We start from the raw sequence: 21430 nt of genomic DNA on the forward strand, positions 1-21430 counted from the left end.
TGGAGTCAAATGCACCCTGATTTGTCCGATCTTGGCCTAGGGTTGACCCACTATGAACACTGTCCCCCTTAGGAAACTCTCGTCACTTGTGTCGGCTGGGCTGGTTCTTGCCCTGATGGGCGTGGGTACGGCAGGCGTCGCGGAGGCGTCGACCGCGACCACCCAGGAGGCCGCGGCCGCCCAGGCGGCGCCTCCGAGAGGGAAGGCCGCGGCGACGAGCAGCCCGCTGTACAAGACCGGGACGCTCGCCCGCTCCAACTGCGCGCCGGGAGAGATCCAGCGTGGCAGCACGGCGGCCTACAAGCACTTCCTCCAGGCGTTCACCAATTGTCTCAACCGCGCGTGGGCATCGGAGTTCAAGCAGGCCAGGCTGCCGTTCGCCAAGCCCAGGTTGCGGATCATCACCTCCAAGCGCAACACCGCCTGTGGCAGGTGGCTGACGGGCGCCTCCGGCGTCTACTGCTCCGCCGACAGGACCATGTACATGCTGATCACCAAGACGGAGCTGCGTAACCCGTCGCCGGTCGGCATCGGCCGGCTGATGGCCCACGAATACGGCCACCACGTGCAGCAGATCGCCGGCATCATGCCCTGGTACGCCCAGGCCAGCTGGCGCGCGAGCAAGTCCGCCAAGCTCGCCTACTCCCGCCGCCTCGAGCTGCAGGCCGAGTGCATGTCGGCGGTCTTCATGAAGTCGGTGAAGGACACCCTGCCGGTCGACGAGGCCTACTACCAGCAGATCATCGACTGGTTCGGTGAGAAGGGCGCCTCCATCTGGCCGCAGAACGACCACGGCTCCAGCGCCAACCAGGCCCGCTGGATGCAGCGCGGGTGGGACTACGGGGCCCCCGCCGCGTGCAACACCTGGACCTCTCCCGCCAGGTACGTCTCGTAGTTCATGATCTCCGGACACGACGGCCGCGCCTTCCGGCGCGGCCGTTGTGTGGTCTAAAGTCCTGTGACTATGCGTTCCCCCTTATTCGCCGTGCTTTCCGGCGTTCTGGCGAGCCTGTTGTTCGCCGGTACGGCCGCCGCAGGAACCACCGGCTTCCCGCGGGTCCTGACCGACAACAGGGTCTACAAGACCGGGGCGATGGAGCTCAAGGAGTGTGAGGAGCAGCCGGTCCAGCGTGACTCGCTCGACGGGGCCAAGGTCTACCTGGAGTTCGTGCTCGACTGTCTCAACGACTCGTGGAGCCGCCAGCTGGCCAAGGCGAAGATCCCCTTCGTCAAGCCGAAGTTCGGCGTCGTGAGCAAGCCGGGTCAGCCGGTGGGCAAGTGCGGCAAGTTCCCCCTGGGCGCGCAGGCGCTCTACTGCCCGCCCGAGCGCAAGATGACGGTCCTGCTGGACCCCGCCATCCTGTCCGAGCCGACCGAGCTGTTCCTGATGGAGGTCGTGGCCCACGAGTACGGTCACCACATCCAGGAGCTGACCGGCATGATCGACGTCGTCGACCGGGTCAAGGGCAAGAGCAAGAAGCGCATCTACGACGAGGCCCGCAGGATCGAGCTGCAGGCCGAGTGCTTCTCCGGCGCCTTCATCGGCAGCGTGTGGCACTCGCTCGGCCGGCGTGACTTCGACTTCAAGTACATCCTGAAGGTCGCCCAGGCCGGGTTCGACGACGGCATCCACGGCAAGCCCGCCAACATCGCCTACTGGCTCAAGCGCGGCTTCGACGCCGAGTCGCCGAACGCCTGCAACACCTTCGGCGCCCCCAAGGCGCGCGTCTCCTGACGTCCTGTCCCGCTACCCCACCTACCCCACGGTGTCCGCGATCGCTCCGATCGCGGACACCGTCGTCTTGCGGGCCCCTTGCGGGGGACGGCCTGCCGGGCGCGGGGTTCGCCTCAGCCGCCCGCTCGGGCCAGGGCCTCCAGCGGATCGGCCAGCACGTTCGCGAAGGCCAGCTCGGCCGCGCCGACCAGCGTGGCGTCGTCGCCCAGCGCCGAGGTGCGCAGGCGCAGCTTCTCCCGGTGGGCGGGCAGCGCGTCGACGGCCAGGCGGCTGCGCACCTGGGCGGCCGCGCCGAGGTAGATCTCCCGCAGCATCCCGCCGAACACGACCATCTCCGGGTTGAAGATGTTGACCAGGTTGGCCACGCCCAGGCCGAGCCAGTCGCCCACGCGGCTGAGCGCGTCCTGCGCGACGATGTCGCCCCGGTCGGCGGCGTCGACGACGGCCCTGACCGCGTCGCGGCCCAGCGGCCCCTCGACGCGCCCTGCCGGCGCCCGGCCCGCCGCCTCCAGCAGCGCCCGCTCCCCCACCTCCGCCTCGAGGCAGCCGTGGGAGCCGCACCCGCACAGGCGGCCACCCGGGTGGACGACCATGTGGCCGAGCTCGCCGCCGAAGCCGTCGTGCCCGCCGAGCAGGTGGCCGCCGGCGATGACGCCGCCGCCGACGCCGACGTCGCCGTGCAGGTAGATGAGGTCCCGCACGGCGGCGCCCACGCCACGGGTGTGCTCGGCCAGCGCCCCCAGGTTGGCGTCGTTGCCGACGCTGACCGGCAGGCCGAGGGCCAGCTTCCGGCTCAGCGCCTCGCCGAACGGCACGTCCTCGGCCAGCAGGTTGGGCGCGTACTTGAGGACGCCATCGCTCCTGCGCACCCCGCCGGCGACCGCGGCCGCCGCGCCGACGCAGACGGTGTCGGCGCGGGTCTTGCGGTGCATCTGCCTGGCGAAGCCGGACAGCGCGCCGACGACCTCGTCCAGGTCGAAGGCGCCGCGCCGCCGTACCGTCTCGCGCCGGTCGAGGATCACCCCGCCGAGGCCGACGCGGGCCACGACCAGCCGGTCGGGGCCCAGGTCGAAGGCGAAGACGTAGACCCGCGACGACTCCGGCCGCACCACCAGGGAGGGCCGCCCCGCGCGGCCGGTCTCGCGCGGAAGTTCCTCGCGCACCAGGCCCGCCGCGGTCAGGTCGGAGGTCAGGGCCATGATCGTGCTGCGGTTCAGGCCCATCCTGGAGGTCAGCTCGGCCCGCGAGGTGGGCCCGCCGAGATGGACGTGACGAAGCAGCGCGCCCAGGTTGTGGCGCCTGATCTCCTCCTGGGACGGGCCCGCTCGCATCGTTCGTGGATCCTTTGAAGTGCCGAATTCGCTGATCACCTTAGACCAGCGGCCGCTGCCCTACGACGGGCGAGGGCGTCCACGCCCGCCGCCAGCAGCAGCACCGATCCGGTCACCATGAACTTCTCGCTGGAGGCGAAGCCCAGCAGGCCCATGCCGTTGTCGATGACCGCGATGACGGCTCCGCCGAGGACGGCGTCCAGCACCCTGCCCTTGCCGCCGAACAGGCTCGTCCCGCCGATGACGGCCGCGCCCACGGCGTAGAGGAGGACCTGGCTGCCGCCGGTGTTCGGGTCGACGGACGCGCCGCGCGAGGCGGCGATGATCCCGCCGACGGCGGCGATCGCCGAGCAGATGACGAAGGCGCTCACCTTGATCCGGTCGACGTTGATGCCCGCCCGGCGCGAAGCCTCGGCGTTGCCGCCGACCGCGTAGAGGTGGCGGCCGAAGCGGGTCCTGCCGAGCACGAACGTCCAGACGACCAGCAGGGCCAGCACGATCGGGACGACGACGGGCACGCCGCTCAGCGACGCCACCGCGGGGTTGCGGCTGCGCTCCAGGTTGAGCACGAAGACGGCCACACCCGTGAGCACGGCCAGCGTGCCGACCCTCGCGGCGATCAGCGAGACCGGATCGGCGACCAGGCCGCGCCCGCTCCGCTTGACCGACCTGGTGATCTGGACGGCCGCGTAGCCGCCCACGCCGACCAGCCACAGCGCCCAGCCCAGCGCGGCGGGCAGGTTCTTGTTGGCGATGGCGAGGATGGTCTCGTCGCGGATGGAGATGTTGGTCCCCTCCTCGAGGATCGCCAGCAGGACGCCCTGGAAGGCGAGGAAACCGGCGAGCGTGACGATGAAGGAGGGGATGCCGAGCTTGGCCACCAGCACGCCGAGCACGAGGCCGATGACGACGCCGGTGAGGATGGCCGCCAGGACGCACACGTACCAGGGCAGGCCCATGCCGGTCAGCGTGACCGCCAGCACGGCCGCGCACAGGCCGCTGGCGAAACCCGCCGACAGGTCGATCTCGCCGATCAGCAGGACGAAGACCAGCCCCATCGCGATGACGGTGACCTGCCCGCCCTGCTGGAAGAGGTTGGCGAAGTTGACCGGGGTCAGGAACACCGGCTTGAGCACGGCGAACACCGTGCACAGGACGACCAGGCCGAGCACGGCGGGCAGCGCGCCCATGTCGCCGCCCCGGACCCGCTCCAGGTAGGCGCGGGCACTGTTGCCGACCGAGGGCCGGCGGGCCGCGGTGACGATCGCCCCGTCCTCGGCGGGGTCGCTGGTGAGAATCCTGCCGCTCATGCCGAGACCCCGTTCCTGAGACCCAGGTCTCCGCTGCGCCCCGCGGTGATCAGTTCGACGACCTGCGCGTGGGTCACGTCGGAGGTCTTGACCTGGGCGGCCATCCGCCCGAGGTAGAGGGCCGCGATCCGGTCGGAGACGGCGAAGACGTCGTTCATGTTGTGCGAGATCAGCACGACCGCGAGGCCCTTGTCGGCGAGCCTGCGGACCAGTTCGAGCACCTGACCGGTCTGCGCGACGCCGAGCGCGGCGGTGGGCTCGTCGAGGATGACGACCTTGCTGTTCCACAGCACGGCCTTGGCGATGGCGACGGTCTGCCGCTGGCCGCCGGACAGGCTGGAGACCTTCTGCCTGATGGACTTGACGGTCCTGACCGACAGGCCGGAGAGCGTCTGCTGGGCCATCTCCTCCATCGTGGCCTCGTCGAGCACCAGGCCGCTCCTGCGCTCCCTGCCCAGGAACATGTTCTGGACGATGTCGAGGTTGTCGCAGAGCGCGAGGTCCTGGTAGACGATCTCGATGCCCAGCTCGCCCGCGTCGCGGGGCCCGTTGACCTGGACCTGCCTGCCGTCGAAGAAGTAGTCGCCGGCGTCGATCGGGTGGATGCCGCCGATGCACTTGACCAGGGTGGACTTTCCTGCGCCGTTGTCGCCGACCAGCGCGGTCACCTCGCCCGCGTAGGCGGAGAAGGCGACGTCGTGCAGGACCTGCACGGGACCGAAACTCTTGTCGATCCCTCGGACTTCAAGAACGGGGTTCATATGCTGCGTCCTCCACCGGGGGTACGGCTGCCGCCAGCCGTACCCCCGGCCGCGATCACGGGATTCCCGGCCTACTGGATTCCGGCTTCGGTGCACTTGGCGGCGAACTCGCCCGTGCACAGCTCTTCCTTGGCGACGAAGCCGTCGGCCACGACGTCCTTGACGCTGTCGAAGAAGATCGCCTGGGGGTCGAGCAGGACGGCGGGCACGTCCTGGCCGCTCTCGGTGTCCTTGACGCTGCCGGTGGCCGCGGGCTTCTCGCCCTTGGCCAGCGCGACCGCCAGCGCGGAGGCCGCGTCGGCCTCCTTCTTGATCGCCTTGTAGACGGTCATGCACTGGTCGCCGGCGAGGATGTTCTGCAGGCCCTGGACGGTCGCGTCCTGGCCGGTGACCGGCACCTTGCCGTTGAGGTTGTTCTTCTTCAGCACGGTGATGGCGGCGTTGCCGAGGCCGTCGTTGGCCGCGAGCACGCCGGCGATCTTCGACTCGCCGGTGAGCATCTGCTCGAAGATCGTGCCGGCCTTGGCGTTGTCCCACTCGGGAACCGACTCGTCCGGGCCCTTCACGAACTCGCCGGAGTCGAACTTCGGCTTGAGCACGCCGTCGTAGCCCTGCTTGAACAGCGTGGCGTTGTTGTCGGTCGGCGAGCCGTTGAGGTAGGCGACGATGGGCTTGGCGGCCTTCTTGTCGGCCAGGCACCTGGCCAGTCCCTCGCCCTGCAGGGTGCCGACCTTGGTGTTGTCGAAGCTGACGTAGTAGGCCGCGCCGCCGCCCAGCGTGAGCCGGTCGTAGTCGATCGTGGCCACGCCCTGCGACTTGGCCTTGCTCAGCACGGCCTTGCCGGTGCCGGAGTCCAGGTTCACGATCATCAGCACGGTCGCGCCGTTGGTGATCATCTGGTCGGCGATGGTCTGGAAGGCGTTCTTGTCGCCTTGGGCGTTCTGGATGTCGTAGGCGACGCCCGCGGCCTTGAACGCCTCCTCGAGGTACTTGCGGTCCGCGGTCTCCCACCTGGCCGAGGACTTGCTGTCGGGAAGGATGACGCCGATCTTGCCCGTGGCGGCCGCGCTGGAGGCGGGCGCCGCGCTGGACTGGGCAGTACCGGCCTGGGTGGTGCCACCGCTGTCGCCCCCGCACGCGGTGAGACCGAGGGTCGTCGCCGCTGCCACGGCGGTCAGGCTGAGGATCCCCTTGCGCATGGTGCAAGGTCCTTTCTGGGGGATGGACGGGGGGTGGGGGTTCCACCGGTCGTACGGCGGCGCCTTGCCGTACGCGGTGAATGTTGTCTGCGGCAACGTATTCCGCCGCGGCCTGCTTTGGAAGACCCTCATCCGGCTGAGTTTGTTGTGGCGGGTAACAATCCAGAAACACCCCGCTCAACCGATCACGCTCTGCGTGATCAGCGCCAGCGCCGAGAACACGGCCACCGTGAGGACCGCGCCCCTCACCCCCTTGCCGTCGAGATGGCGCCGCAGCGGCCCGGAGGCGAGGAAACCCCCGATCACGAACGGCACGAGCAGCCCTCCCGTCGCCAGCGCCCTGGCGGGCAGGCGGTCGACGAACCAGAGGATGAGCAGCGACTGGGAGGCGCTGAGGAAGAAGAAGGCCGCCAGCGTGGCACGGATCTGCGGGCCCTTGGCGCTCTGGTAGACCAGCGCGACCGGCGGACCGCCGATGCCGGTGGCAGTACCGGTGATGCCGGAGGCGAAACCCGCCGTCGTGGTCGTCCACCCGTTCCTGGGGACGGCGACGGCCCGGGCGGTCAGCGCGACGGCGACCAGGACCATGACGCCGACGAAAACGCCGAGCGTCTGAGTGGAGACATGGACGACGACGAGAGCCCCGACCGCGCTGCCCGGCAACCGGCCGACCACTGCGAACCCGAGACCACGCCAGTCGATCCTGCGCCACTCGGCGGCCAGCGTGAACAGCGGCAGGGTGGCGTTGACCACCTGGATGGCGCCGGGCATGAGAGTGGGGTCGAGCATCGTCACGACCGGGGCGGCGACCAGGCCGAGCCCGAAGCCGACACCGCCTTGGACGATCGCGCCGACCAGCACCGCCGAACCTGCCAATATCACGATCACGGCCTCGGAAGTCATGGGCTCTATGCTGCAGGACCGTGCGACTCCCCCTTCTCTCCATCCCCACGTGCGCCGCGCTCGTCCTCCTCCCGGCCACCACGCCCGCAGCCCAGGCGTCCCCCGCTGACCCGCTCTTCCGCGGGCCGCTCTCCTTCGCGTCACACTCGTCTGCTTCGCCCGCCCCCGGACTGCCCTCGCCGACCTCGCCCTCCCCTGGGCTTGCCTTCGCCGGGTCGATGCCTTCTGGCATGCTGCGGGGCTGGGCAGCCGGTGTGCGGGGAACGCCGGGGGCGCTCTACAAGACGGGCAGGCTGCCCGTCGCCTCCTGTCCGGAGCCGCCGCTCGTCTCGGGTGGGATTCCGCGCGCGAAGGAGTACCTGGGCGCGATCATGACCTGCCTGAACCGGGGCTGGTCAGCGCACTTCACCAAGGCGAAGCTGCCTTTCCGGCAGCCGAAGGTCCGCTACGTCGACGCGCCCACCGAGCGGATCTGCGGTGTGCGGTGGCCGGGCGGGGCCGCGGCGTTCTACTGCACCGGCCAGGCCACCCTCGTCTTCCCCCTCGAAGGACAGTGGATCGAGGGACGCACCGACCTGTACCCGCTGAAGGTCGCCGCGCACGAGTACGGTCACCACGTCCAGCAGCAGGCAGGCATCAGGGCCGCCTACGAGAAGCTGGTGCGCGCCCGCACGGGCGACCAGGCGGAGCTGGGCCGCCGCTACGAGTTGCAGGCCGACTGCCTGGCCGGGGTCTTCGCGGGCAGCGTCTGGCGCTCGCTCGGCCGCTCGGCGGAGCACTGGACGGCGCTGCTCGACGCGGTCAAAGCCAGTGGGGACGAGCCGGACGGGCGGCGCAGCCACGGGTCGGGGTCCAGCCGCGTGTCGTGGCTCAAGCGGGGCTACGCGGCGGTGTCGCCGTCGGCGTGCGACACATGGTCGGCACCGGCGTCGAAGGTGTCCTGAGGCACCCGCGCCCCTCAACACCACCTGACGGCCTGCTCAGGCGCGTTCCGCGGCCGCCCGTCCGCCTGGATCCGTCCGGGGTGGCCGCAGGTGGAATCCCGTGTGCGGGCTGGGGGACGGCGTAGCGGCGGGGACCGGAGTCCCGCTGGAGTATGCGTGATGGACGGGCGGGCGCCGGTGACCACGGTGGCCTGGGGACGGCTTGCCGTACGGGGATAGGAGCGACACCACCCCACAGCAGATGCGATGGATGCGGCCCTGGAATGGCGCCGCCGCCCGGCGCGGGGTGGTGCGACGGGCGGCGGTCAGGTCGGGTGGTTCCCCCGAGTTGGGCGCGTTCAGGGTCGCGCCCGCCCGGCCGGTGGCCGGGCTCCCGCCGCCCGCGGCCCGGCGGATGGCCGGGTCGCGGGTGCGGGACGTTCGTGCCTGCTTGGCAGGCGACTACTTGGCCAGCAGCGACCGCAGCACGTACTGCATGATGCCGCCGTGCCGGTAGTAGTCGGCCTCGCCCGGCGTGTCGATGCGGACCACCGCGTCGAACTCGACGTCGCCCGCCTTCACGTGGACGGTGCCGGGGATGGTGCCCTGGTTGAGCTCCTCGACGCCGGTGATGTCGAAGGTCTCCTCGCCGGTCAGCCCCAGCGAGGCGGCGCTCTGCCCCTCGGGGAACTGCAGCGGCAGGACGCCCATGCCGATCAGGTTGGAGCGGTGGATGCGCTCGTAGGACTCGGCGATGACGGCCTTGACGCCCAGCAGCGCCGTGCCCTTGGCCGCCCAGTCGCGCGAGGAGCCGGAGCCGTACTCCTTGCCCGCCAGGACGACCAGCGGCGTGCCGGCCGCGGCGTAGTTGACCGAGGCGTCGTAGATGAACGACACGGGCCCGTCGGGCTGGGTGAAGTCGCGGGTGTAGCCGCCTTCGGTGCCCGGCGCGATCTGGTTGCGCAGGCGGATGTTGGCGAACGTGCCGCGGATCATCACCTCGTGGTTGCCGCGCCGCGAGCCGTAGGAGTTGAAGTCCTTGACCTCGACGCCGTTGGCCTGCAGGTACTGAGCGGCGGGCGTGCCGACCTTGATGGAGCTGGCGGGCGAGATGTGGTCGGTGGTGACGGAGTCGCCGACCTTGACCAGGACGCGGGCGCCGGCGATGTCGGTGACGGGCTCCGGCTTCTCCGGCATGCCGTCGAAGTAGGGGGCCTTGCGCACGTAGGTGGAGGCGGGGTCCCACTCGAAGGTGTCGCCGGTCGGGATCGGCAGCGACTGCCAGGTCTCGTCGCCCTTGAAGACGTCGGCGTAGTCGCGCTCGAACATCTCGCGGCCGATGGAGGAGCTGACGACCTCGGCGACCTCGTCGGGCGAGGGCCAGATGTCCTTGAGGAACACCGGCTGCCCGTCGGCGCCCTCGCCGAGCGGCTCGGTGTCGAGGTCGATGTCCATCGTGCCGGCCAGCGCGTAGGCGACCACCAGCGGCGGCGAGGCCAGGTAGTTCATCTTGACGTCGGGGTTGATGCGGCCCTCGAAGTTGCGGTTGCCGGACAGGACCGCGGTGACGGCCAGGTCGTTCTCCTGGATGGCGGCCGAGATCTCCTCGGGCAGCGGGCCCGAGTTGCCGATGCAGGTGGTGCAGCCGTAGCCGACCAGGTTGAACCCGATCTTGTCGAGGTACGGCTGGAGCCCCGAACGCTCGAAGTAGCCGGTGACGACCTGGGAGCCGGGCGCCAGCGACGTCTTGACCCACGGCTTGCGGGTCAGGCCCTTCTCCACCGCGTTGCGCGCCAGCAGGGCGGCGCCCAGCATGACGTAGGGGTTGGAGGTGTTGGTGCACGAGGTGATCGCGGCGATGGTGACCACGCCGTGGTCGATCTCGAAGCTGGTGCCGTCGGCCAGGGTGACGGGCACCTTCTTGTGCGGCCGCTCGCCGTTGAGCGCGGGCGTGTGCGGCTGGTCGCGGTCGCCGTCGTGGTCGACGGCGGGCGCGTCGGAGGCGGGGAAGGACTCGGCCCCGGCCTCGTCGATCGGCCCGAAGTCCTCCTCGGCGGCGTAGTCCTTGACGGCGGCGCGCCAGGCCCGCTTGGCGTCGTTGAGCGCGATGCGGTCCTGCGGGCGCTTGGGGCCGGCGATCGACGGGACGACGGTGGCCAGGTCGAGCTCGATGTACTCGGAGAAGGCCGGCTCGGGCGCCGACGGGTCGAGCCAGAGTCCCTGCTCCTTGGCGTACGCCTCGACGAGCGCGACCTGCTCCTCGGAGCGGCCGGTCAGGCGCAGGTAGTCGACGGTCTGGCCGTCGATCGGGAAGATCGCGCAGGTGGAGCCGAACTCGGGGCTCATGTTGCCGATCGTGGCCCGGTTGGCCAGCGGCACCGAGGAGACGCCCTCGCCGTAGAACTCGACGAACTTGCCGACCACGCCGTGCTTGCGCAGCATCTCGGTGATGGTCAGCACCAGGTCGGTGGCGGTCGCGCCGGCCGGGAGCTTGCCCGTCAGCTTGAAGCCGACCACTCGCGGGATCAACATCGAGATGGGCTGGCCGAGCATCGCGGCCTCGGCCTCGATGCCGCCGACGCCCCAGCCGAGCACGCCGATGCCGTTCTCCATCGTGGTGTGGGAGTCGGTGCCGACGCAGGTGTCGGGGTAGGCCTTGCCGTCGCGGATCATGACGACGCGGGCCAGGTGCTCGATGTTGACCTGGTGGACGATGCCGGTGCCGGGCGGGACCACCTTGAACTCGTCGAAGGCCGTCTGGCCCCAGCGCAGGAACTGGTAGCGCTCGCGGTTGCGCTCGTACTCCCGCTCCACGTTGCGCTGGAAGGCGTCGGGGTGGCCGAAGTAGTCGACGATGACCGAGTGGTCGATGACCATCTCGGCGGGCGCCAGCGGGTTGATGCGGGCGGGGTCGCCGCCGAGGTCGCGTACGGCCTCGCGCATGGTGGCCAGGTCGACCACGCACGGCACACCGGTGAAGTCCTGCATGATGACGCGGGCGGGGGTGAACTGGATCTCGACGCTAGGGGCGGCGTTCGGGTCCCACTGGCCCAGTGCGCGGATGTGGTCGGCGGTGATGTTGGCGCCGTCCTCGGTGCGCAGGAGGTTCTCCAGCAGGATCTTCAGGCTGTACGGGAGGCGGGCAGCGCCCTCGACTGCATCCAGCCGGAAGATCTCGTAAGACGCGTCGCCGACGCGTAGCGTGTCACGGCTGCCGAAGCTGTTCGCGGACACGGTGATTCGCCTCCTCGTTAGACAAGTTCTCCGTCACAGATCCTGCCGCACTTCAGCACCTGTCACGACGTTAGGTCACCCTAACTCGCAGGTGGCGGCAGGTCTCTCGACGTCAAGATATCTCGGCAAGTATCTCGACATCAAGTTACCGGCTAGTAGGCAAGTCTCCAGTACAGCAGGCCGATAATCGCGACAGAAAGTACCGGCGCGAGAATCTTCTGCTCGAACTTCTTCCCGGTCTTGATGCCGATCTTCCAAGGCAGCATGAACTTGTAGGCCATCGGCCACAGCACCGGGCAGCCGCGTTCGGTCATGCAGTCGCCCACCACGTGGATGAGACAGCCGAGCGCGACCGCCAGGCCCAGCCAGGCGTAGCCCACCTCCAGCGATCTGAAGACCACGTACAGGCCGGCGGTCAGGCCGATGTTGACCATCGCCGAGCCCAGCTTGTTGCCGGGGATGCCGATGCCTATCGCGCGTAATGCCAGCCCGACGAGCAGCACCACCACGACGTCCCTGCCGATCGGGTAGCTGCCGGCCAGCCAGTGCGTCCCGAACCCGGCCGCCACCGCGAAGGCCAGGGAGTGCGTCGCCCCCCTGTGCCCGCCCGCCAGCCATGAGACCCCCTTGCTGAGCAGCCAGGTGACGGGCCCGAAGGTCTGCGCGATCGTGGCGCTCGGGTGGTCGAGGTCGGGCAGCATCGCCGCGCCCGCGCACACCAGCGCTCCCGCGATGATCTCGGCGGGGGTCAGCGCGCCCGCCATGATGCCGGTCTCGATGAACCTGCTCGACTCGTTCAGCAGCGGGAGCATGGCCAGCGGGGGCGCGAGGCCCAGCCAGGCGGCGGCTCCCGACATCGCGTGCGTGTGCCCCATCATGTCAAGATCACGCTACGTCATCGTACGGCAAAGCGCGCACCAAGCCCTCGTATGGGCGTTCCGCCACGCCCGCCGGACATCCGCACGCGAGCGGCGCCCGGCTCCAGGAGCGCAGGGGGCTGCGGCCCGGACGACAGGGGCCCGCAAACGAAGACGAGGCCGTTACCGCGGCGACAGCACCCCCCAGCCCTGCCGACGCGGAACGACCTCGTCTGCTCTAGTTAACGGCCTCCATCCCCATGCATGTTCCCGATTTCCGCGACTTTTTCGTGATCTAGCTCACTCTGTCGCCCATCTCAGGATTGATCGCGAAAGATCGGTTGCTATCGACACGTTACCGATATATCGTCGAAGCATCGAGAACGATCGAAGGTCGATCGTGAACAAGAAGGAGAAGACACATGACTTCCGCACAGGCGGCGAGCGGCGGCCAGTGGGCCGACGCCAGGGAGATGAAGCGAGCCGCGCGCGAGGCGTTCCGGACGATGGCCGAGGCGTGGCAGCAGCACGGCGGGCATCACCACCACAGGCGCGGCCCCCAGCCCGAGGGCGGCCCGCACGATCACAGGCAGCGCGGCAGGGGCCGGCCGGGGCCGTTCCCCTTCGACTTCGGCAGGGGCCCGTGGGGCGGCCCCGGGGGGCCCTTCGGCCGCCACGGGTTCGGCGGCAGGGGACGCAAGGCCAAGCGGGGCGACGTCCGCGCCGCGATCCTCGCGCTGCTCGCCGAGGAGCCGCGCAACGGCTACCAGATCATCCAGGAGATCGCCGAGCGCAGCGAAGGCGGCTGGAAGCCCAGCCCCGGCGCCGTCTACCCGGCGCTGCAGCAGCTCACCGACGAGGGCCTGGTCGTCTCGGAGGAGAGCGAGGGCCGCAAGACCTTCCGCCTCACCGAGGCCGGCCGCGCCTACATCACCGAGCACGCCGACGAGGTGCGGGCGCCCTGGGACGAGATGCGTCCCGACATCGACGACAACTCGGCCGAACTGATGGACATCGCCAAGCAGTCGGCGTTCGCGATGATGCAGATCCTGCACAGCGGCACCGAGGCGCAGGTCCGCGAGGCCCGCAAGGCGCTCATCGAGACGCGCCGCAAGCTCTACCAGATCCTGGCCGACGGCGACCCCGAGGAGGAGTGACCCCCGGCATGCCCGGCACCCCCCCGCGGCACGCCATCCGCCCTCCCCGAGAGTGCCCGGATGGCGTACCCGACCCGCTTCCCCGTGGGTGCCCGGATCGTGTACCCGACCCGCTTCCCCATGGGCGCCCGGATGGCGTACCCGACTCGCCTCCCCGTGGGATGCCCGGATGGCGTACCCGACCCGCTTTCCCCGTGGGTGCCCGATGGCGTACCCGACCCTGACGCGGTCGCCGCACGGCGCGCCGCGGCCCCTGACCCGATCACGACAGAGCGCAGGCCGGGAGCCCTGGACGGGGCTCCCGAGAGGAGCCACGCAATGAGCACCGACGACCAGCTGCGCATCGGCGACGCCGAGCGCGACGAGACGATGGCGGCGCTGCGCGAGCACTTCGCGCAGGGCCGGCTGACCCGCGAGGAGCTCGACGAGCGGCTCGACCTCGCGCTGTCGGCCCGTACGGCCGGCGACCTGGCCCGCGTCCACGCCGACCTGCCGGGCCCCGGCCGCCACTCCCCCACACGGGGCGCCGCCGTCTGGAACGGGCCGGGCGCCTGGCCGGACGCCTGGCGGGAGCGGGCCCCGTGGCCGGAAGCCCGGCGCGGGCAGGACGCGTGGCCGGGCGGCTGGCCGGAGGCCGCCTGGGCGGGAGCGGCCCGGTGGGCCGAGGAGTACGGGCACGGCGGGTCGAGAAGGGCCCGGCACCTGCGGCGCATGCACGCGCACCGGATGCGCCACGCCCACCTGGGGCGCCGCCACCGGGGCCCGGGCCCGCTCGCCCCCGTCCTGCTCGTGGCGCTGGTCATCGGCCTGGCGGTGAGCGGGTTCTCGGTGCTGAAGGTGCTGTTCTTCGTGTGGGTGGCCGCGATGGTGTTCGGGTTCGCGCACCGCCGGTCGCACCTGGCCCGCCTCGGCCGCTGACCCGCGGGCCGGTGACACGCGGCCGAGGGCCAGTCGCAGCCAGGACCGAGGGACGGCCGCAGCAGCCCCGCAGGCCCATGACACCGGAACGAGGCACGGCCGCAGACCCGGGCACCGGGGTGAGGGATGCGGGGCCGTACTGAGGGCTAGGCAGCCCGCGGATCGCTGGGTACCGTCCGAACCATGGCCGAACTCGAGAGTTTTCCCTTCCTGACCGGCCCCCGTGGATGCCCGCACGAGCGCTACGCCCAACGGCGCGACAGCGATCCGCTCGGCCGGGTCAGGCTGCCCAGCGGCGACGTGGTCACGCTGGCCACCAGGTACGACGACGTCGTCGCGGTGCTGAGCGACCCCCGCTTCAGCCGGAACCTGCACTACCCCGGCGCGCCGCGGATGTTCGAGGGCTACAACATCGCCGACTCCCCCGGCAGCCTGATGAACACCGACCCGCCCGAGCACACCAGGCTGCGCAGGCTGCTGTCGGGCACCTTCACCCCGCGCCAGGTCTCCACCTGGCGGCCGCGGCTGCGCGCGCTCACGCACGAGCTGATCGACCGGCTGCCCGCCGGCTTCGACCTCGTCGCCGACCTGGCCTTCCCGCTGCCGGTCCAGATGATCTGCGACGTGATGGGCGTGGCGGGCATCGACACCGAGCGCGTGCGCGGCTGGTCGGACGCGATGCTGTCGACGTCGAGCCTCACCTCGGAGGAGAAGCTCGCGGCGGCCACCGAGTTCTACACCTACGCCGCCGACCTCATCGCCGCCCACCGCGAGGACCCGGGTGACGGCCTGCTCGCCGCGATGATCGAGGCGAGGGACGAAGGCGACCGGCTGAGCCAGGACGAGCTCGTCCGGATGACCGTGGGGCTCTTCCTGGCCGGGCACGAGACGACGGGCTCCGTGCTGGCCAGGTCGATGCTCAGGCTGCTCGATCCGCGGGAGAGCTACGAGCGGCTCGTCGCCGCGCCCGAGCTGATCCCCACGGCCGTCGAGGAGCTGCTGCGGCTGGAGACGCCGGGCGAGGGCACGATGATCAGAGTGGCCACCGAGGACATCGAGCTGCCCTCGGGCACGGTCGGCAAGGGGGAAGGGATCATCGCCGCCTTCGTCGGCGCGAACAACGACCCGTCCGTCTTCCCCGAGCCGCGCACCATGGTCCTGGACAGGAGGGGGCCGCAGCACATCACGTTCGGCCGCGGCGCGCACTTCTGCCTCGGCGCGAACCTGGCCAGGATGGAGCTGCAGGAGATCCTGGGCGTGCTGGTCGACCGGCTGCCGGGGCTGACGCTCACCGAACCCGCCGACACCCTGCCGTGGACCACGGGGAACCTGGTCCACCGCCCCGTGCGGCTGCCCGTCCGCAAGACAGGCGGGACCTGACGGGACAGGCGCGGCGGGCCCTCGGCGATCCCCTCTCCGCGGACGCCGTCAGCCGCGCCGTACCCCCCGGGGTCCTCCGCCTGCCGTACCTCGGAGATACCGCCAACCAGGTGCGGAGACGGTGGAGAACTCGAGCACCCGCTCCCCCGGGCGGGCGTCGAGCGCGCGCCAGGTGGTCGAGCAGCGGCCGGTAGTGCCCGGGAGCCGGGCCGACCTGCGAGAAAAGGCCGACCGCGGACAGGATGCCGCTAGGTGAGCAGCGCCAGCGTCCGCTCCACCAGTCCCTCGGGCGCGGTCTTCGGCGAGCCCGCGTTGAAAGGCGGCTGCGGGTCGTACTCGATGGCCAGCTGTACGGCCTGCGCGGTCTCCACGTCGATGGCGCCGGCCAGCAGGGTGAGCGCCATGTCGATCCCGGCCGACACGCCCGCCGCTGTCACGATCTTGCCCTGCGTGACCACCCGCTCGCTCACCGGCTCGGCGCCGTACTGGGCCAGCATGTCGAGGATGGCCCAGTGCGTGGTGGCCTTCGTGCCCCGCAGCAGCCCCGCGGCGCCCAGCAGGAGCGATCCGCTGCAGACCGACGTCGTCCACCGGGTGTGGGCGTGCGCTTCGGCGATCCAGTCGACGAGGGCCTGGTCGTGCAGCGCGTCGAAGGTCCCCGCGCCGCCAGGCACGATGACCACGTCGGGACGGGGAAGGTCGGCGTAGCCCGCCGTGGCCTGCAAAGTGAGGCTGCCGCGGTCGTCGGTGACGGGGCCCGGCTCGGCGGCGACGAACGTGACGGTGCAACCGGGCGCGAAGGCCATCACGGTATAGGGGCCGACGGCGTCGAGCGCGGTGAAGCGCCGGTAGAGCGGGATGGCGACCTGCATGGTCAGTGCTCCTTCTTCTGGAAGCGGCGACGGTAGTCGCCGGGTGAGATCCGCCAGTGGCGGTGGAAGACGCGGTGGAGGGTCTCCGGTGTGCCCAGCCCCGCCTCCCTGGCCACCCGCTCGAGCGGGTGGTCGGTGAGCTCCAGCAGCCGCCGCGCGGCGTCGGCCCTGCTGCGCTCGACGTACCGGCCGGGTGACAGGCCGGCCTGCGCGGTGAAGACGCGGGAGAAGTGCCGCTCGCTCATCCCCGCGTGGCGGGCCAGGGCGGGCACGCTCAGGTCGCCTGCGGGATTGGCGTCGATGTACGTCTGGAGCTCGCGCAACGGCTCGCTGCGCGGAGTCAGCGCGCTCATCGGCGTGCTGAACTGGCTCTGCCCGCCGGGCCGTTGCAGGTAGACCACCAGCCCGCAGGCCACGTCCCTGGCCAGGGCGTGCCCGTGGTCCTCGGCCACCAGCGCGAGCGCGAGGTCGATGCCCGCCGTCACGCCCGCCGAGGTCCACACGGTGCCGTCCTTGATGTAGATCGGATCGGCGTCCACCTCGACCAGCGGGTACCTGGCGCGCAGCCCGTCGGCGGCCAGCCAGTGGGTGGTCGCCCGCCTGCCGTCCAGCAGGCCCGCCTCGGCCAGGAGCAGCGCGCCGCCGCACACCGAGGTGACCCTGCGCGACATCCCGGCCAGGCGCGTGATGCCGTCGATCAGCTCCCGGTCCGGCAGGAGGTCCAAGGTGGTCAGCCCGCCGGCGACCACCAGCGTGTCGACCGGCCCGCCGACGTCCGCCAGCGGGGTTCGCACGACCGTCGCGACCCCGTTGAGGGCGGCCACGTCGCCGACGCGGACGGCGGTCACCTCCACCTGGTAACCGCCTTCGCCGGCCAGCATGCCCGCCAGAGCGAACACGTCGGCGGGACCGGCCATGTCGAGCAGTTGGAACCCCTCGAAGACCACGATCACGACGCGCCGCTGCATGCTTTTCATGCTGGTCAGCGTCACACGATGGCGTCAATGACAGGAAGATTGCATATCCTGCCACGCCCGCCCGAGGTCGAGGCCCAGGTGCCCGTACCCGCCCCTGCCGGCGGTCCTGAACATCCCGCCGCCACCCGGGCCGACGAAGGCGGCCGGGCGGAGCTCGTGCCGCTGCCCGGCCACCGGGTCACGGTCCTTGAAGGCCGTGGCGAACAGCACCGTGTCCTGGGTGTCGGAGTGGCGGGCGATCCGGCCCCGGCCAGGACACCTTCTCGCGCACCGCGCCCTGCGGGTCGGCGTGCTCGCTGATGACGTACGGCCGGTCGGCGTCCAGGGGGCGTGCCGTACGGAAGGGCAGGACCCGCCCCTCCTTCGAGGGCCCGCTTCTCGCAGGACACGGGTCGCCGTGCACGGTCGGGGGCCCGTGCCGGGCGGCGAACGGCGGGTGCACGCACAGCCAGCCTGGGCGATATGTCCGAATTTATACCGATTAGTGGGGGTTTGGGAAAAATGGCCATTCACCCCCGTTATAACGGCCCAAATCGGGCTATATCGACTGATAGATCTTTAAGTAGAGCAATAGCAACGTTAATGTACAGCAAAATGGGGTGATGTCCCGTTTGTCTGGCATGCGGCCCGGCAATCAAGAGAATGCAGGGATGGTCGCTCGTGACCATAGAGAACATTTCAACCACCCTGAATTCGTCATTCACGGGCAGTCAATCCTTTCAGGAGGAAACCCAATGACCAGCTTCAAGCGAGTCATCGCAGGCCTCGCACTCACCACCGCCGTGAGCGGCGGCTTCGTCGCCGTCGGCGCCACCACCACCGCGGCATCCGCCGCCACCACTGCTTCGGCCGTCACGACGGGCTGGGGCGGCTGGGGCTGCGGTGGCTTCCGTCGCTGCGGCTTCAGGGGCTGGGGCGGCTGGGGCGGCGGCTGGGGCCGTCGCTGCCACAACCGGGGCGGCCACGGCCGTCTCAGGATCAACATCAACAACCACGTCAACACCAACAACACGAACACCAACAACAACAACAACGAGGCCGAGGTCGAGCGCGACAGGCACTGGGACGGTGCGAACACCTGAGTCCTGACCTGATGGCGCGGGCCGGCTTCGCCGGCCCGCGCTCACGCGAGCCGAACGCGAACCGCAAGGGGTTTATCACCGCTCAATAAATTGAACCGTCAGAACGACAGAGTTTTTTCGCGGATCGATTATTCAACGCTTTCCGATGACGGCGGGTCGATCCGATTCCCGTGAAGTGCGGCGCGGGTTCGTCGCGGTACGACCGATGAATTGTCCCAGTGATTCGTCGGGCCGCGACGAACCCGCGTGCTTTGTATTGAACCCGGCACCGACGCGCCCACATTCGAAAGCACAGCCCCTGCGGGCACCGATTGACGAGCCCCCAGGGCGGGAGGCGACCAGATCTACTTCCGCAAAGGCCGCCTCGTGACCGCCTGGGCGCGGGTCCGCGACCACATCACCGCCCGCGACACCCGCGGTCTGGCCGACCTCGTGATCATCCTGCCCGACGCCGGGCGCGCCGAGGTCGCCCGGCACCTGCCGGACCTGCGCACGGACCTGCGTGAGGCCGCCGCCCGCCGGGCGAGGGAGCGCCGGTCGCTCGGCCTGGGCGGCGCCGGGAGAGTCTGGACTCCTCGTTGATCTCTAGTCTCGTACTTCAGCGATCTTCAGTTCGGCTGGAGAGGCTCTGCGGGGCCCGGTGGAACTCGACGCCGACGAAGTGACCTTCGGTGAAGCCGAGGCGCACGCCATCGCAGTGGGCGAACGGCGTCCCCCATGTGTCGTGCGAGGCATCCGGCAAACACGCCACCAACGCCAGCTCGATCGCCCCTCCGTGCCCGATCAGCAGCGCCGACCCGCCCTCGGGGACACCAGCCACCGTGTCCGCCCAGATCGCGCGATGGGTCTGGGCCACCGCCGCCGCGGCATGACCCTTCCGGATGACGTCCGCGAGTCGCCTGTACGGCTGCGCCCAGTTCCACTGGGCATGCCGGGGGATCTCTCCGGATACGTAGCCCGACGGCATCTCCATGGTGTCGTCGACGGCGAAACCCATCGCGACGGCGGTCTCGACCGCCCGAGGGACCGAACTGGTGACGACGCGCTCGTACGGGCCGGCTCCGGAACCGATGAAACGGGCCAGGGCGATGCCTTCAGCCGACAGATGGGACCCCCGGCCACGCATCGCGCCCTTCTTGGTCAGGCTGTGCCGGCGCACGTCCAGCCAACGCATGGGGCGTCCTCCTTCACAAGGGCGGTGTGGTGGGCAGGCAGAACACCCGCGACCACCGCGATCATCCAGCAAACGACAATCATGCGGTGGCCGCCAACCACCGCATCACCACCGCATCACCACCGCGGCCGTAACCCGGCACGCCAGCGGGATCGCCGCGCGGCTGGAGTGCTAGCCCATCTCCTCCAGCTTGCGGCCCCGCGTCTCCTTGATCCACCTGGTGACGAAGACGAACGACAGCGCCGCGAAGCACGCGTACATGACGTAGGTGAGCGGCAGGTTCCACTCCGCCAGGCTGGGGAACGTCACGGTGATCGCCCAGTTGGCCAGCCACTGGGCGGCCGCGGCGACCGACAGGGCGACGGCGCGGATGCGGTTGGGGAACATCTCGCCCAGCAGGACCCACACCACCACACCCCATGACAGGGCGAAGAACAGCACGAACGTGTGGGCCGCGATCAGCGCGACGGCGCCCTGTGGGTCGGGCATCGTGACCGTCTGGCCGACGTACTTGGCGGCGCTGAACGCCCACGCGGCGGTGCCCAGCGAGATCGCCATGCCGGCCGAGCCGATCAGCAGCAACGGCTTGCGGCCGAGCTTGTCGACCAGGGCGATGGCGATGAACGTGCCGATGATGTTGATCACCGAGCTGGAGAAGCTGATCAGCAGCGAGTTGCTCTGGGTGACGCCGACCGACTGCCACAGCACGGAGGAGTAGTAGAAGATCACGTTGATGCCGACGAACTGCTGGAAGACCGACAGCACGATGCCGATCCACACGATCGGCAGCAGCCCCAGCGCGGGGCCGCGCAGGTCGCGCAGGTGCGTGCGTTCCTCCGTCCGCAGCACGCTGCGGATCTCCTCCAGCCGGGTGTCCAGGTCGGCGCTCTCTCCCTCGACCTCGGCCAGCACCCGCTTGGCCGCCTCGGTACGGCCGACGGCGACCAGGAAGCGCGGCGACTCGGGGATCACCGAGGCGAACAGCAGGTACAGCAGGGCCGGCACGACGCACGCGCCGAGCATCCACTGCCAGGCCTGCAGACCCCACAGCTCGTTGTTGACGTTGCCGCCGGCCAGGCGCGCGATCATGTAGTTGACCAGCTGGGAGACCGCGATGCCGAGCACGATGGCCAGCTGCTGGAAGGAGCCCAGCCGGCCGCGGTAGGCGGGCGGGGCCACCTCGGCGATGTAGGCGGGGCCGATCACGGAGGCCATGCCGATGGCCACGCCGGCGAGCACCCGCCAGAAGGCCAGGTCCCAGAGGGCGAAGGGCAGCATCTGGCCGATCGAGCTGACCGCGAACAGTCCCGCGGCCAGCTGCATGGTCCTGACGCGCCCCCACCGGTCGGCCACCCCGCCGGCCAGCCACGCGCCCGCCGCCGACCCCAGCAGGGCGATGGCCACGACGAAGCCCGTCTCGACCGCGCCCACCTGGAAGTGGTGCCGGATTCCGGTGACCGCGCCGTTGATCACCGAGCTGTCGTAGCCGAACAGGAAGCCGCCGATGGCGGCGGCCGCCGTGATGAAGACGACATGACCGATGTTTTCCTGTCGTACATGCTCAGAGCGCACCATGTCGCGCCCACTACCCACGGTCGCGCCCACTACCCACGACAG

The 21430-nt window shown here is 70.3% G+C and carries 20 protein-coding genes; 8 read left to right on the top strand and 12 right to left on the bottom strand.

Translation table 11 applies throughout. The features are described from left to right. Nucleotides 1-88: 88 nt before the first annotated feature. Nucleotides 89-895 carry a neutral zinc metallopeptidase gene (locus tag ACWDLG_RS25935; RefSeq protein WP_449924357.1) on the top strand — a complete coding sequence of 269 codons (807 nt, stop codon included), beginning with the start codon at nucleotides 89-91 and terminating at the stop codon, nucleotides 893-895. Between the two features lie 69 nt (nucleotides 896-964). Continuing rightward, the gene (locus ACWDLG_RS25940; protein WP_354904413.1) at nucleotides 965-1735 is read left to right on the top strand and encodes a neutral zinc metallopeptidase; all 771 of its coding nucleotides are present in this window, start codon (nucleotides 965-967) and stop codon (nucleotides 1733-1735) included. A gap of 113 nt (nucleotides 1736-1848) precedes the next feature. On the opposite strand, the gene ACWDLG_RS25945 is transcribed toward ACWDLG_RS25940, so the two are convergent. The 5 genes from ACWDLG_RS25945 to ACWDLG_RS25965 form a co-directional block, all read right to left on the bottom strand. Continuing rightward, a complete protein-coding gene (locus tag ACWDLG_RS25945; RefSeq protein WP_449924361.1) occupies nucleotides 1849-3066 on the bottom strand; it encodes an ROK family transcriptional regulator in 1218 nt (405 codons plus the stop codon). A 35-nt stretch (nucleotides 3067-3101) separates the two neighbouring features. After that, entirely contained in the window at nucleotides 3102-4376 is a 1275-nt protein-coding gene (locus ACWDLG_RS25950; protein WP_449924364.1) for a sugar ABC transporter permease, read from the bottom strand. Beyond that, nucleotides 4373-5137 carry an ATP-binding cassette domain-containing protein gene (locus tag ACWDLG_RS25955; protein WP_354904420.1) on the bottom strand — a complete coding sequence of 255 codons (765 nt, stop codon included), beginning with the start codon at nucleotides 5135-5137 and terminating at the stop codon, nucleotides 4373-4375. The genes ACWDLG_RS25950 and ACWDLG_RS25955 overlap by 4 nt, the downstream gene beginning before the upstream one ends. A gap of 71 nt (nucleotides 5138-5208) precedes the next feature. Beyond that, nucleotides 5209-6336: a sugar ABC transporter substrate-binding protein gene (locus ACWDLG_RS25960; RefSeq protein ID WP_354904423.1), complete on the bottom strand. Its 1128-nt coding sequence runs from the start codon at nucleotides 6334-6336 to the stop codon at nucleotides 5209-5211. 177 nt (nucleotides 6337-6513) lie between these two features. After that, nucleotides 6514-7239, bottom strand: a complete 726-nt coding sequence (locus tag ACWDLG_RS25965; protein WP_449924369.1) for a TSUP family transporter — start codon at nucleotides 7237-7239, stop codon at nucleotides 6514-6516. Between the two features lie 218 nt (nucleotides 7240-7457). Between ACWDLG_RS25965 and ACWDLG_RS25970 the strand changes: the two genes are divergently transcribed. Then, complete coding sequence (locus tag ACWDLG_RS25970) at nucleotides 7458-8183, top strand: neutral zinc metallopeptidase (RefSeq protein WP_449924372.1); 726 nt, start codon at nucleotides 7458-7460, stop codon at nucleotides 8181-8183. A gap of 441 nt (nucleotides 8184-8624) precedes the next feature. Here ACWDLG_RS25970 and acnA read toward each other — a convergent pair whose 3' ends face one another. Continuing rightward, the gene (acnA, locus tag ACWDLG_RS25975) at nucleotides 8625-11402 is read right to left on the bottom strand and encodes an aconitate hydratase AcnA (protein ID WP_449924932.1); all 2778 of its coding nucleotides are present in this window, start codon (nucleotides 11400-11402) and stop codon (nucleotides 8625-8627) included. Nucleotides 11403-11548: 146 nt separating this feature from the next. Beyond that, a complete protein-coding gene (locus ACWDLG_RS25980) occupies nucleotides 11549-12274 on the bottom strand; it encodes a metal-dependent hydrolase (RefSeq protein ID WP_449924375.1) in 726 nt (241 codons plus the stop codon). A gap of 401 nt (nucleotides 12275-12675) precedes the next feature. Between ACWDLG_RS25980 and ACWDLG_RS25985 the strand changes: the two genes are divergently transcribed. The 3 genes from ACWDLG_RS25985 to ACWDLG_RS25995 all read left to right on the top strand — a co-directional run bounded on the left by ACWDLG_RS25985 (nucleotide 12676) and on the right by ACWDLG_RS25995 (nucleotide 15708). Beyond that, a complete protein-coding gene (locus tag ACWDLG_RS25985; protein WP_449924378.1) occupies nucleotides 12676-13410 on the top strand; it encodes a PadR family transcriptional regulator in 735 nt (244 codons plus the stop codon). A gap of 318 nt (nucleotides 13411-13728) precedes the next feature. Next, complete coding sequence (locus ACWDLG_RS25990; RefSeq protein WP_449924380.1) at nucleotides 13729-14328, top strand: DUF1707 domain-containing protein; 600 nt, start codon at nucleotides 13729-13731, stop codon at nucleotides 14326-14328. A gap of 183 nt (nucleotides 14329-14511) precedes the next feature. Continuing rightward, nucleotides 14512-15708, top strand: coding sequence for a cytochrome P450 (locus tag ACWDLG_RS25995; RefSeq protein ID WP_449924383.1), 1197 nt, complete (start codon nucleotides 14512-14514; stop codon nucleotides 15706-15708). 248 nt (nucleotides 15709-15956) lie between these two features. Here ACWDLG_RS25995 and ACWDLG_RS26000 read toward each other — a convergent pair whose 3' ends face one another. The 3 genes from ACWDLG_RS26000 to ACWDLG_RS26010 are packed head-to-tail and all read right to left on the bottom strand — an operon-like array spanning nucleotide 15957 to nucleotide 17767. Then, nucleotides 15957-16580: a DJ-1/PfpI family protein gene (locus tag ACWDLG_RS26000; RefSeq protein ID WP_449924385.1), complete on the bottom strand. Its 624-nt coding sequence runs from the start codon at nucleotides 16578-16580 to the stop codon at nucleotides 15957-15959. Between the two features lie 2 nt (nucleotides 16581-16582). Further along, nucleotides 16583-17557, bottom strand: coding sequence for a GlxA family transcriptional regulator (locus ACWDLG_RS26005; RefSeq protein ID WP_449924388.1), 975 nt, complete (start codon nucleotides 17555-17557; stop codon nucleotides 16583-16585). A 24-nt stretch (nucleotides 17558-17581) separates the two neighbouring features. Next, nucleotides 17582-17767: a hypothetical protein gene (locus ACWDLG_RS26010; RefSeq protein WP_449924391.1), complete on the bottom strand. Its 186-nt coding sequence runs from the start codon at nucleotides 17765-17767 to the stop codon at nucleotides 17582-17584. 524 nt (nucleotides 17768-18291) lie between these two features. Here ACWDLG_RS26010 and ACWDLG_RS26015 point away from each other — a divergent pair. Beyond that, a complete protein-coding gene (locus ACWDLG_RS26015) occupies nucleotides 18292-18639 on the top strand; it encodes a hypothetical protein (RefSeq protein ID WP_449924394.1) in 348 nt (115 codons plus the stop codon). Between the two features lie 366 nt (nucleotides 18640-19005). Further along, entirely contained in the window at nucleotides 19006-19221 is a 216-nt protein-coding gene (locus ACWDLG_RS26020) for a hypothetical protein (RefSeq protein WP_449924396.1), read from the top strand. A gap of 16 nt (nucleotides 19222-19237) precedes the next feature. Here ACWDLG_RS26020 and ACWDLG_RS26025 read toward each other — a convergent pair whose 3' ends face one another. Together ACWDLG_RS26025 and ACWDLG_RS26030 are read right to left on the bottom strand one after the other, a co-directional pair. After that, the gene (locus ACWDLG_RS26025; protein WP_449924399.1) at nucleotides 19238-19813 is read right to left on the bottom strand and encodes a histidine phosphatase family protein; all 576 of its coding nucleotides are present in this window, start codon (nucleotides 19811-19813) and stop codon (nucleotides 19238-19240) included. 171 nt (nucleotides 19814-19984) lie between these two features. After that, nucleotides 19985-21388 carry a sugar porter family MFS transporter gene (locus tag ACWDLG_RS26030; RefSeq protein WP_449924402.1) on the bottom strand — a complete coding sequence of 468 codons (1404 nt, stop codon included), beginning with the start codon at nucleotides 21386-21388 and terminating at the stop codon, nucleotides 19985-19987. Nucleotides 21389-21430: the final 42 nt, after the last annotated feature.

This window comes from Nonomuraea sp. NPDC003727, from assembly GCF_053586935.1.